Here is a 12,754-nt window from a genome sequence, read left to right on the forward strand (position 1 = left end):
TTAGTCGTTCTTATGCAACCATGCCTTGAGAAACGCGGCAGCCATCGCGATGACTGCGCGCCCTTCCGCCCAGGCGGGGCCATAATTAAGAAAACCGTGCATGTGTCCGGACATGTGCACATGAGTCACCGCCCCGGCTTCCTGCGAAAGCCGCTCCGCCAATGTCTTGCCTTCGTCGGCCAGCGGATCGTGCTCCAAAGTCAGGATGAAGGTCGGCGGCATTCCGGACATTCCTTCTGCGTGCAGCAGCGACACGCGCGGGTCCGCGCGGTCGGCTTCGCCAGCTACGTACAAGTTCCGCATCCAGCGCATCGCCGGCGCCGTGAGTTGCAGCCCGCTTTCGCAGCGCGCATAGGATGGGCTCTCTCCCGACAGGTCGGTAACCGGGTAGAACAGGGCCTGACAGGCAATCGCCGGCCCAGCCCTGACCGCACCCGCAAGCGCCAAGGAAGCCGCCAAATTGGCCCCGGCACTATCGCCCGCCACTGCGATCCGGTTTGGATCAATCCTGCGGGCGTCTGCTTGGCTCGCAAGCCAATCGAGAACAGCGGCGGCATCGTTATGCGCTGCGGGAAACGGATATTCGGGCGCGAGCCGATAAGTCGCAGCCAGCACCGTCGCCCCGCTGGCATTGGCCAGCGCGCGGCAGATCGCATCGTGACTTTCGAGATCGCACATCACCCAGCCACCGCCATGCAGGTGCAGGATAACCGCTCCGTCTACCTCCGGGTCCGGCGTTGCCGGATGGTACCAGCGCAGCGCGAGCGATGCTTCGCCTGTATCGATTGTTTCATCGATTACCTTGCCGACTTCCTCGCGCGGTGCGGGAAAGGCATCTGCAAAGGCCTTGGCCGCTTGCCTGGCCTCGCCGATCGACATGTTTTCAAATGCCATGTCCGAATCGAGCAGTATGGCCCTGAACGCGCTGGCGACCGGATGAAGTCCACGTGGCTGGTTCTCGACATTCATGACATCGCTTCTCCCTCGATCGGCAGGTGCCCCGTCACCATGGGAGGTTCGGCCCGAAGCCGGGTGACGGGGCTATTCCTTATGCGCAACCTTTAGAAGCGGAAGGTAACCTGCGCTTCAACCGTGCGGGGATCGTTGACTGCGCCGTAGACGTCAGCCGGGGCGGCCGCGAGCGTTCCCTCTCCACCGCCGTTGAAAGGAACGGCCTGCGCATCGGTGAACACAAACTTGTTGGTGAGGTTCTTTCCGAGCAAACCGATCTGCCAGCTTTTGTCGGCTGGGCCGAAGCGGACACCGGCGTCGATCGTGGCAAATGCGCTCTGCTTATATTCGTTCCCCGAAAGCGAAACGAACCCGTTGCCAAAGTAGCTGGAGCTGTAGCGACCGTTGGCTGAGAGCGTGAGCAGAAGATCGTTGCCAACCTCGAACTCCTTATTCACCTGCAGGTTCGCGGTCCATTCCGGTGCCTGGGCCGGGCGCTGGCCCGCCAGATTCTGGTAAGGACGCACGATCGTATCGGTCTGCCCGACGGTGCAGCCCTCGGCGATCGACTGGCCGGTGAAGCACGGTGCAAATGGGAACTTCGTGTATTTCGCATCGGTGTAGGCGATTGACCCGTTCACGGTCAGGCCGCTGGCGGACCGGGGCGCGTATTCGAACAGAAGTTCCGCACCGCGCGTCCGCAGACGGGCTGCGTTGAGCGTGAAGTAGCGGAGCGACGCTGCGTCCAGGAAATTGATCTGCTGGTCGTTGTAGGTATACCAGAACACGTCGGCGTTCAGGCGCAGCTGGTTATCCATTAGGATGGATTTCACGCCACCTTCGAAACCCTTGACCTTTTCAGGCCTGTAGGACGCACCCTGGGGCGTGGTGCCCGGCGTGATCAAGCCCGAGATGTCGAAGCCGCCCGATTTGTAGGCCGTACGAAAGCTGGCGTAGGCGGTCACGTTGGTACTGGGCCGGTATGTCAACGTCACTTCAGGAGAGAAGTTGTTGAACGACTGCTTCGCGCCGATCGACGTCGGCAGGAAAACAGCCTGGTACGCCGCGTTGACGTAGCTCTGAGCGAACTCGGATTCCTTCTTCTCATGCGTATAGCGCGCGCCACCTGTGATATTCAGCTGGTCGGTCACGTCGAACTGCAGCTGAGCAAAGCCGGCGTAGGTTTTGCCGTTCGAGAAACTTTCCTTGCGAACCGTCACGAATTCTGCTGTCGGATCGAGGACCGAACTGTCCGATGGGCCGCCAGGAAACAGAACTTCCTGATAGAAGTCGAGTTTTTGGTCCTGGAAATAGCCGCCGATCATGAAATTGAGCGGACCGTCAAAGTCGGACTGCAGGCGCGCTTCGGTCGAAAAGGCGCTGAGTGTGGTGTGTTCGGCGCTATGGTTGCCCTTGCCGCCGGGCGACAGGAAGTTCGATGTATAATCGAAGTCGCCCATGAACCAGTTGTCCCAGCGAACGTAGGCGGGAACGATGCTCAGCGTCACGGCATCCCCCTTCCACTCCAGATCGCCGCTGACGTTGTAGGACTTGTAGTCCTGATAGGTCGAACCTCCGTGACGACCGAACAGAGGGTTCGTCCTTGCCTCGGCAGCGGCCATCGGACTCTGGGAGATCTTGAACTTCTTCCCGCACGACAGGGTCGGATCGTTTTGCGCCACACCGCCGACAGGGCAGAAATAAGTCACCAGATTGGCTGCGGGCGACAGGTTGTGGAAATCTGTGAAGGTGAATTTGACGCGCGCGGTGAGATCGCTGCTGGGCTCGAACAGCAAGGTGGTGCGCGCCATGATGTTGCGCTCGCCCGGCGAGTCACCGTCTTCGGCGGGCACCAGCCGCTGCGTCGTCTGGCCTGTCGCAATATCGAACGTGCTGTCGATATGATCGACGGACTGATTGCGGAACAGCGAACCGAACTGCTTGCTGTAAAAGCCAGCGAAGCGCACCGCCAGCGTATCGCTGAGCGGCAGTGAGAGGTTACCCTCGATAGAGGGCGCACTGCCATTGAATTCGTAGCCGGCCCGGATCATGCCTTCGGTGGTTCGGGCCGGGTCTGCCGTAGTGATGGAGATGGCACCGGCGGTCGTGTTCTTACCGTAGAACAACGCCTGCGGGCCCTTCAGAACCTCGATCCGGGCAATGTCGAACAGGCCTTCGTTGATCGCGTGGCCACCCGAGATATAAACCCCGTCGACGATCGTAGCGACCGACTGTTCAAGGCTGACGGAGGTATTTGGAACACTGACACCGCGCAGGCCGATGCTTGCACCATTGCCCGCCCCGGCTCGGCCGACGATCAGCTGCGGGGCCAGCGTAGAAACTGCTTCGATCGAGTCGACCTTGTAATTCGCGACCTGCTCTGCCGACAAGACTTCTGCAGCGATCGGAATGTTCTGGATGCTTTCTTCTTTCTTGCGCGCTGTAACAATGATTTCCTCCAGACCTCCGGTGCGCGCAGCCGGATTCGTATCAGCCTCAACGGCGCTCTGCCCCATGGCCGCAACCGGAAGAAACATCGCAAGGGCGGCACCGCAGAGGGCACTGGCCCGAAATTTCGTGAAGCGCGCGCCCTTTTCGGCAGCGGACACACGTTCATTGATCAACGAATCTTGGAATTCAGCCCCTGTCATCTTCATCTCTCCTGATTTTTCTGTGTTTGATCACAACGACAGTTGCCTTCATATCTATGATCATTATATTAATCAACAGCTAAATTGGAGCTAGCTGACACGTCTTTGCCGAATGTGTCTGTACGCCGGTGACTATGACAGGAGAGAATATGCCTTTTACGCAGCGCAGCGCAGCGGTCGACGCCTTCCTTATGAGCGAGCCAGGGTCTTTCATCGACGGAAAAGCTGTTCGCGGCACCGCCGGTGAAACGATCGTCGTCATCGATCCCGCAACCGAGGAGGAGCTGGCTTCGATCGAGGCTGCGGGCGCCAAGGAAGTAGATGCCGCGGTCGCGGCGGCGCGTCGCAGCTTCGATGACAGGCGCTGGCGCGGCCTCGCGCCGCAGGCCCGGCGGGATATATTGTGGAAGCTGGGCGATCTTATCGCGGCGCGCGCAAATGAACTGGCCGAGCTGGATGTGCTCGACAATGGAATGCCGCTGGCCTTTGCCAAGTGGGAGATGAGTGCCTGCACCGAATGGCTGCGCCACTTCGCGGGCCAGGCGGCACAGATACATGGCATCAATGCTTCTGCGGCGCTTAGCGGCGGCGGCACCGACATTCACGCTTATACCAGTGTACAGCCGGTGGGTGTCGCGGCGCTGATCGTGCCGTGGAACGCACCGACCGGTAACATGATGATCAAGCTTGCCCCGGCGCTGGCCACGGGTTGCTCTGTTATCATCAAGCCGGCCGAAGAGACCCCCCTCACCTCGACCATCATCGCACAGCTGTGCCTGGAAGCGGGTGTGCCCGAAGGCGTGGTCAACGTGGTTGTTGGTACCGGGCGCGAGGCAGGCGCACGCCTCGCAGCGCATCCCGGCGTCGACAAGGTATCGTTCACAGGCTCGACCGCGACCGGCAAGGCCATCGTCGCCGCCGCTGCCGGCAATCTCAAGCGCGTCACGCTCGAACTCGGCGGAAAGTCGCCTGTGATCGTGTGCGACGACGCCGACCTCGACCTGGCTATACCGGCGGTCGCGAATGCCATCTTCGCCAATTCCGGCCAGATCTGTTTTGCCGGTTCGCGCCTGTTCGTGCACTCGCGGGTCTATGACAAGGTGATCGAGGGGGTCGCCGAGTTCGCCAAGGGTCTCAAGATCGGCAACGGTTTCGATCCATCGACAAACCTAGGGCCGCTCATCTCGGGGAAACAACGCGACCAGGTGACAAGATATCTGGAAAGCGGCCGCACAAGCGGCGGGCAGATCGTGACAGGCGGCACCGCTCCGACGGGACCTGGATTCTTTGTTGAACCGACCGTCTTCGCCAACGTTGCGCAAGACCGCGAGATCGCACGCGAGGAAATCTTCGGCCCGGTTCTGGTCGCCACCCCGTTTGACGATCTTGACGTCGTCGTGGGTCTGGCCAACGATACTCGCTATGGCCTGGGTTCGGGCGTGTTTACGCGCGATGTGAACAAGGTACACTGGCTGGCCGGCCGGATCGACGCAGGCAACGTCTGGGTCAACACCTACGGCATCACGCACCCGGCCATGCCCTTTGGTGGAATGAAAGAATCGGGCTGGGGTCGGGAAATGAGCAGTGACGTGCTCGACGCATATACCGAAAAGAAATCGGTATTCGTCGCACTGAGCAGCCCGGTGGGCCAATAATGGCACGACTATCGGGTTTTGCCGCGGTACTGGCCGCCCTTGCAACCTTCACGCTGGCCGCCTGCGGCGGACAAGGCGGTGGCTCGAGTTCGGACGGTATCTCCGCTGGCGACTGGCCATCGTACAACCGCGATGCCGACGAAACCCGTCATTCGCCGCTGACCCGGATCGATCCCAGCAACGTCGGCGAGCTCGGGCTGGCATGGTCGTTCGATTTCGACAATTCCCACGCGCAGGAGGCGACACCCCTCGTGATCGACGGGATAATGTACGTGGCCAGCGCGTGGAACAAGCTTTACGCTCTTGATGCCGCGACCGGCAAGCAGCTGTGGAGCTTCGACCCCAAGGTTCCGCGCGATACCCAGCTCTCTGCCTGTTGTGACGCTGTGACGCGGGGCATCGCGTATGACAAGGGCCGCATCTTCTTCGCCACGCTAGACGGTCGGCTGATCGCGGTAGATGCGAAGAACGGCAGGCAGCTGTGGTCGGAGGTCACGGTCGATCAGTCCAAACCCTACACCATTACCGGTGCCCCACGCGTAGCCAAGGGCAAGGTTTTCATCGGCAATGGCGGCGCGGAATATGGCGTGCGCGGCTATGTCTCGGCCTACGATCAGTCATCGGGCAAGATGGTCTGGCGGTTCTACACCGTCCCCGGGGAGCCGGGCAAACGCGACCGGGCCGCATCGGACGGCATACTGGAGAAGCTGGCCCGCCCGACATGGCACGGCAACGTTTACTGGAAGGCCGGCGGTGGCGGCACCGTTTGGGATTCGATCGTCTATGACAAGGAACTCGACCAGCTGATCGTCGGCGTCGGCAATGGCGGGCCCTGGGATCGGTTCTATCGCTCCGAGAACAAGGGCGACAATCTGTTCCTTGGTTCCGTCCTGGCGCTTGATCCCGACACGGGTGCCTACAAGTGGCACTATCAGGAAACGCCGGGCGACTCGTGGGACTTTACCTCGACCCAGCAAATTTCGCTCAGCCATATGGAGATAGACGGCAAACAGCGGCCGGTCGCGCTGCATGCGCCGAAGAACGGCTTTTTCTATGTAATCGATCGTCGCGACGGCAAGGTGCTTTCTGCCGACAAGTTTGCCAACGCCAACTGGACGGAAAGAGTCGACCTCGATACCGGTCGCCCGGTCGAAAACCCCGACGCACGCTATATCGACAAGCCCTTTTTGGCCACCGTAGGGTCGACGGGCGCCCACAATTGGCACCCGATGTCATTCGATCCCGAGCGCGGCCTTGTGTTTCTGCCCGCGCAGGAGGTGCCCCAATACTACGCCCGCGACCCCAATTTCGCATTCACAGAGGGTCTGTGGAATCTGGGCATTGACCCGACCTATGGCGGCATGCCCGAGACCAAGGAACAGATCGCGGCGGCCAAGTCCGCGAGCAAGGGCTCGCTGGTCGCGTGGGATCCGGTGAAGCGCAAACCGCGATGGACCGTAGAGCACACAAGCGCGTGGAACGGCGGTGTGCTTTCGACCGCCAGCGGCCTCGTTTTCCAGGGTCTGGCCGATGGCACCTTTCGCGCCTATGCTTCGGAAAATGGCAAGGAACTGTGGCGCTTTGACGCGCAGAACACGATCCTGGCCGGCGCCATCACCTATTCGGTCGGCGATACGCAGTATGTTGCGGTGACGGTCGGCGGCTCGGCGGGCACCCCCGCAATGGGTCGGCTTGACGGACCCGTAGCCCACCCACCGGGCCGCTTGCTGGTCTTTGCGCTCGGCGCCAAAAGCACGTTGCCAAAGACGGATCGCACACTCGCCTCTATCGTGGTGCCCGACAACAGCTTCAGCGCGGCGCAAATCGCCAAGGGCGAGAAGAGCTTCGGCAAATATTGCGCCGCGTGTCACGGGTTCGGAACCTACAGCGCGGGCATATTCCCGGACCTCAAACGCTCTGCATATCTCGGTAGTCGAGACGGCTGGAAATCCGTAGTGATCGGCGGAGCGCTGGCAGACTTGGGTATGGTGTCGTTCGCAAAGTACTTCGATGAAGCGACTGCGGAAAGCATCCGCGCGTATGTCGCCAGCGAAGCCAAGCGCCAGGTAGACGGAAACAAGGCCTCGAAAGCGCGATAACATGCCATGGGTGCTGTCGGTCTAGTGCAAACTTGTCTCCACATGCGGCATTTTGCTGCATAGAAGGAGCCGCATGAAACCCATTTCATTCAAGCGTCATCCATCACACCCGACCTGATCCGGCTGGCAGTTTGGCTCTATTTCCGTTTCACGGCGAGTCTTCGTGACGTTGAAGATATGCTTCGCGGAACGCGGACATTCGGTGAGCTATGAGACGGTTCGATGCTGGGTAAACAAGTTTGGTCCGGCATTCGCCGACGTCGTGCACGAGCAGATCGTGTATGGCATCTGGATGAAATGGTGGTGCGCATCAAAGGCGAGCGCATGTATATGTGGCGTGCTGTAGACAAGGAAGGCGAGGTTCTAAATGTGCTGGTCCAGAAGCGCCGAACCAAAGCCGCAGCTTTGAAATTGCTGCGGAAACTATTGAAGAACCAAGATGCAGTTCGTGAGCAAATTGTGACTGATGGTCTTGCATCATACAAGGCAGCACTGAAGATCCTAGGTTGCCAACACCTTCATCAACCCGGTCGATTGCGAGATAACAACCGGGTCAAAAACTCACATCTTCCCGTCCGACGACGAGAGCGGAAGATGCAGCGTTTCAAATCCCAGGGTCAGGCCCAACGTTTCGTTTCCACCCACTCAGCAATATACAACACCTTCAATATCCAGCGTCATCTCACTTCCAGAAACACAATGCGAGACATGCGAACCGCCGCCATGGCGGAGTGGAACGCCGCGTCCGTCGCAGCAGCATGAATTCGCCAGTCGGAGGAAAACCGCGCACTCGAAAATTTACCCTGACAACACCCTTCGAACGGCGCAGAACTGAACCACTTTTAAGGCACTTTCAACAGAGAATGGGAACGCCACGGACTGGCTGGCGGTGGGAAGTCGACCCGCATCGAACCTTCTCTGGGTCGTAAGCATTTGATTACTATGTAATCGCGACGAGGTCGAATCCCACCCGTGTCACTTATTATGGTTTGGATGTTTGCAACAACCCGCGCCGTCTACCTCAGCAACACAGGCCCAATTCCGCCTTTTCTCTCAGTTGGAGGGCCATCTCTGATGCAAGTCATCAATGAAATAGGGATGGTTGTGCTCGCTGCCCGCCCCATGATCCTGAAGATGCGGGTGACCATTCTCCAGATCTGCATGGTCATGTGCCAGCGCGTCTGGATCCTCTACCGGCCATGTCGAGTAAGCCGCAACCACGCCTATTGCAGCTAGAACTGCCAGAACGCCGAACGCTGCGCTCTGGCCCCAACCGGCTCCAATCTGTCCCGCGACAGGGTAGGCGATCAGCCAGCAGACATGACTGAGGGCAAACTGGGCGGCGAAGATTGCCGGCCGGTCGCTTTCCGCCGCCGAGCGCCGCAACAGGCGCCCGGAAGGCGTGACGCTCATCGAATAGGCCGCCCCAAGCAGGAACCACACAACAAGAAGGAAAGCCCATAAGTTGGCGCCAACCTGCGACAATCCGAAACTGCTCACTGCAAGCAGAACCGTCAGCATCACGGAAGCGGCAAGCATTACCGATCGATCCGCGATACGATCCAGAATGCGAGGAAGAACAAAGGCCACCAGCATAGAGCCACCGCCGTAGGCCGCGAGTGCCCAGGCAACCTCGCGCTGCCCAAAGCCTAGAAGTTCGCGCACGATCACGACGGTATTCACAATCACCATCGCGCTTGCGGCGGCGGCTGCGAGATTTACCGCCAGCAAGCCGCGCAGGCGCGGTGTCTTGAGATAGAACCTGATACCGCGCGTGGTGTGCGCGTAAATTCCACCTGCGCGGGGTTTGGCGGGCGACGCCGGCAGCCTGACCGACAGGACCATCAGTGCCGATCCGATGAAGCCCATCGCCGTTCCGGAGAACAGCCAATGGAAGTTCATCACGCTCAGCAGGGCTGCAGCCAGCAGTGGGCTCAGAAGGCTCTCGAGATCGTAAGCCAACCGCGAAAGGGATAGGGCGCGGGTATAGTCCCGTTCATCAGGCAGGACGTCGGGTATCGTGGCTTGAAAGGTCGGCGTGAAGGCGGCGGAAGCGGATTGAAGCAGAAAGATGAGCAGGTAGACCTGCCAGACCTGCGTGACAAAGGGTAACAGGACGGCAACCCCGCACCGGACCAGGTCCATCGCGACGAGAAATGCTCGCCGGGGCAACCTGTCAGCAAAAGCGCCAACAATGGGCGCGACTACGATATAGGCGATCATCTTGATCGCCAGTGCCGTTCCCAGCACCGCCCCTGCATTTCCGCCAGCTATGTCATAGGCCAGAAGACCTAGAGCGACTGTCGCGAGGCCCGTCCCGACCAACGCGATAATCTGGGCCGTCAGCAGATGGCGGTAAGTTCGGTTGCGCAGAATCGATAACATTTAGTCGAGATGCGCCTGTTCAATTGCTCGGGCAAGATAGCCCAGTTCGATCAGGCCCCGATCAGATGCTGCAAGATTGTGTTTCGACACGTCCGATGGTAACCGGCGGCTGATGAAGCGGATAGTTCTGCATCTTTGCATGATATTCACCCTGGCGATTGGCAATTTGCATTCGCCATCGATGTTGCATGCGCAAGAGACAGAGCACAGCCATCATGGCGAAGCTGCGGACTCAGATCACGAGAAGCAGGCCAGCGACCAGACCCACGATATGGACCGTGGGACTGATATGGACCGTGGGACGCTCGCCCACGATCATCATGGGCCGACTGCCATGACCGTCGCGGCACCCTACGTGGACATGCCGATGGAGTATGTCTCAAGCACCTACCGCCTGAGCAATGCAGACGCCTTGGGCTCTTGGTCGGCGGCCCCACCGCCCGAACCTCCGGCCGCCTGATCGACGTCTTGTGACGCGTCCCCCGTGGGGCGCGCCATACGCGTTTCGATCAGGAGATTATCCATGTCACGATTGATGACAGCGGCCCTGTTGGCGGGCGCGCTGTATTTGCCGGCGATGCCGGTGCTGGCCGAGCCGTTGACGCTCGAGCAGGCTATCCAACGGGCGAGCGAAGGCGCTCCCCGGCTTCAGGCAGGCGATGCCGCGATAGACGCTGCGCGCGCAGCCCGCATACAGGCAGCCGTACGCCCCAATCCGACCGTCACGGTCACCGGTGAAAATCTCGCCGGGAGCGGGCGCTATAACGTTCTGTCTCAGTCGGAAGTCACTGCCTCCTATAGCCAGACGCTTGAACGCGGGGGAAAGCGTGAAGCACGTACCGCCTTGGCTGAGCGCGATATTGGCGTTGCATCTGCATCGGCCCAAGTGGCCAGGCTGGATCTGGCGGCGCAAGTTGAGCGCGCGTATTACGATGTTATCATCGCCGATGAGATCGCATGGGCGGCAGAGTACCGCCTCAAGACCGAGCGCCAGATGCAGGCTGAGGCCCTGCGGCGGGTGCGCGGGTATAAAGACCCGCTGTTCGTCGAAACACGCGCGGCTGCCCGGGTCGCTCAGGCCGAAATCTATCTGGCGGAAGCCAAGCGAAAGCAGGTCTCGGCACGCAATATCCTTGCTTCTTTCTGGGGTGGGACCGGCGAAGGGCTGGAAGTCAGCGGCAATGTCCTGATCGAAGCGGGGCAACCTCTGGTCATTGCCCCTGCCGACGAGGCTTACGAGGAAGCAAGGGTCGCCCGAGCGAAGGCGGCCGTCACGGTCGAGCAATCCCGTGGTGTCCAGGACTACACGGTATCCGGGGGGGTCCGGTATCTGCGAGATACGGGCGATGTCGCGGTGGTAACCGGAATTACTATTCCGCTCGGTCGCTTCGACCGGAACCAGGGCAATATCGAGCGGGCGCAGGCAGAACGCCGGCGTCTCGAATTCGAGGCCGAGGCGGACAGGCTTGAGCGGCTCCGCCGCTTGGCAGCGCTAAGAGCGGATGCCGATGCAGCACGTTTGCGGGCTGATGCCATCAAAGCCGAGGTTCTGCCGCGAACGGTGCGAACGCTGGATCAGGTCCGCGATGGTTACCGGCGCGGCGGATTTACATTCCGCGACGTGCAGGATGCGGCCGACGCCATCATCGAAGTTCAGGAACAATGGATCGCCGCCGCCAACCGCTGGCGCGATCTGCAGACCGAAATTGACCGGCTGTCGGGACGCTTCGATGCGCCCGCCCGGGGGGAGACCGATCAATGACCCGCAAGAGTTCACTTATCCCTGTTCTGACCGCCTTGCTGGCGGTGATGCCTCTGGCCGCCTGTGGTGGCGGAGCCGAGCAGCCTGCCGGTGAACATGGCGAGGCCGCTGTGCCCGAAAAGGGCCCGCACAATGGCCGGATGCTCCGCGATGGCGACTTTGCGCTGGAGATGACCGTATTCGAGGATGGCGTGCCGCCGATGTTCCGCGTCTTTCCGACGATGGCCGGCGAGAAGCTTGATCCGGCCAAGGTTGACCTCACTGTCACCCTGCGCCGCCTCGACGGCGAGGTGAATGTGTTCAAGTTCAAGCCCAATGGCGAAGCGCTCGACGGGCAAGGAACTGTTGTCGAGCCGCACAGCTTCAACGTTGAGGTAGTGGCCCTGGTGGATGGCAAACGACACCAGTGGAAATACGCCAATCCGGAAGGACAAACGAAGATCCCAACCGAAACCGCCAAGGCCAACGGCGTGGTGATCGAAACCGCAGGTCCCGCAGTGATAGGCGAAACCCGGGAGCTTTACGGCACGGTCCAGCTCGCCAGCACGGCGCGCTCTGAAATCCGGGGTCAATTCCCCGGCCGAGTTGTCAGCGTAACCAAGGCGGTGGGCGATTATGTCCGCCGGGGTGAATTGCTGGCGCGTATCGAATCCAGCGAAAGCCTGCAGGTCTATCCGGTCTATGCGACCGTCAGCGGCATGGTCGCCGAACGCAACGGCAACCCCGGCGATGTCACCTTCGATCGACCGCTTTACGTGATCACGGACCCGGCACAGACGACGGTGGTGTTCAACGTGTTCCCGCGCGATCTTGCCGCGGTTCGCCCGGGCCAGCGTGTCACGATCGAAACGGCAGACGGACAGCCTGTCGCGGATTCGGTCCTGGGCGACTATCTGCCCGAAGGGAATGCCGCAGCCGGCACCGCTCTGCTTCGTGCCAACCTGCCCAACCGGGATGGCCGCTATCGCCCGGGCATGGCGCTGCGCGGAAAGGTTACGGTGAATGCCGTGACCGTGCCGCTGGCGGTCCGGACCGAGGCACTGCAACCGTTCCGCGACTTCACCGTGGTCTTCGCCAATTTTGGTGACACGTACGAAGTGCGGATGCTTGAGCTGGGCCGCAGGTCGCCGGAATGGACCGAAGTTCTCGGCGGGCTGAAGTCGGGCACGCGCTATGCCTCCAAGGGCTCCTTCCTCATTCGCGCCGACATCGAAAAGTCCGGCGCGAGCCACGATCACTGATACGGGAAGG

At 60.6% G+C, this 12,754-nt stretch carries 8 protein-coding genes and 1 pseudogene; 6 read left to right on the forward strand and 3 right to left on the reverse strand.

What is annotated here, in order from left to right; genetic code table 11:
* Window positions 1-969, reverse strand: coding sequence for an alpha/beta hydrolase fold domain-containing protein (locus OOT33_RS14195; RefSeq protein WP_307750675.1), 969 nt, complete (start codon window positions 967-969; stop codon window positions 1-3).
* 92 nt (window positions 970-1,061) lie between these two features.
* Complete coding sequence (locus OOT33_RS14200; protein WP_307750676.1) at window positions 1,062-3,602, reverse strand: TonB-dependent receptor domain-containing protein; 2,541 nt, start codon at window positions 3,600-3,602, stop codon at window positions 1,062-1,064.
* A 149-nt stretch (window positions 3,603-3,751) separates the two neighbouring features.
* Here OOT33_RS14200 and OOT33_RS14205 point away from each other — a divergent pair, with 149 nt between their 5' ends.
* From OOT33_RS14205 to OOT33_RS14215, 3 genes and pseudogenes are all read left to right on the forward strand, one after another.
* A complete protein-coding gene (locus OOT33_RS14205; protein WP_307750677.1) occupies window positions 3,752-5,257 on the forward strand; it encodes an aldehyde dehydrogenase family protein in 1,506 nt (501 codons plus the stop codon).
* Window positions 5,257-7,356, forward strand: a complete 2,100-nt coding sequence (locus OOT33_RS14210; protein ID WP_307750678.1) for a PQQ-dependent dehydrogenase, methanol/ethanol family — start codon at window positions 5,257-5,259, stop codon at window positions 7,354-7,356. Before OOT33_RS14205 ends, OOT33_RS14210 begins: the two co-directional genes overlap by 1 nt.
* 73 nt (window positions 7,357-7,429) lie before the next feature.
* Window positions 7,430-8,118 (forward strand): annotated as a pseudogene (locus tag OOT33_RS14215) (IS6 family transposase).
* Between the two features lie 291 nt (window positions 8,119-8,409).
* On the opposite strand, the gene OOT33_RS14220 reads toward OOT33_RS14215, so the two are convergent.
* The gene (locus OOT33_RS14220) at window positions 8,410-9,741 is read right to left on the reverse strand and encodes an MFS transporter (RefSeq protein ID WP_307750679.1); all 1,332 of its coding nucleotides are present in this window, start codon (window positions 9,739-9,741) and stop codon (window positions 8,410-8,412) included.
* Window positions 9,742-9,880: 139 nt separating this feature from the next.
* On the opposite strand from OOT33_RS14220, the gene OOT33_RS14225 reads away from it, so the two are divergent.
* From OOT33_RS14225 to OOT33_RS14235, 3 genes are all read left to right on the forward strand, one after another.
* Window positions 9,881-10,201, forward strand: coding sequence for a hypothetical protein (locus tag OOT33_RS14225; protein ID WP_307750680.1), 321 nt, complete (start codon window positions 9,881-9,883; stop codon window positions 10,199-10,201).
* Window positions 10,202-10,264: 63 nt separating this feature from the next.
* Window positions 10,265-11,503: a TolC family protein gene (locus tag OOT33_RS14230; protein ID WP_307750681.1), complete on the forward strand. Its 1,239-nt coding sequence runs from the start codon at window positions 10,265-10,267 to the stop codon at window positions 11,501-11,503.
* Complete coding sequence (locus tag OOT33_RS14235; protein ID WP_307750682.1) at window positions 11,500-12,744, forward strand: efflux RND transporter periplasmic adaptor subunit; 1,245 nt, start codon at window positions 11,500-11,502, stop codon at window positions 12,742-12,744. Before OOT33_RS14230 ends, OOT33_RS14235 begins: the two co-directional genes overlap by 4 nt.
* Window positions 12,745-12,754: the final 10 nt, after the last annotated feature.

The organism is Sphingobium sp. DEHP117 (assembly GCF_030867385.1).
Lineage (GTDB): Bacteria > Pseudomonadota > Alphaproteobacteria > Sphingomonadales > Sphingomonadaceae > Sphingobium.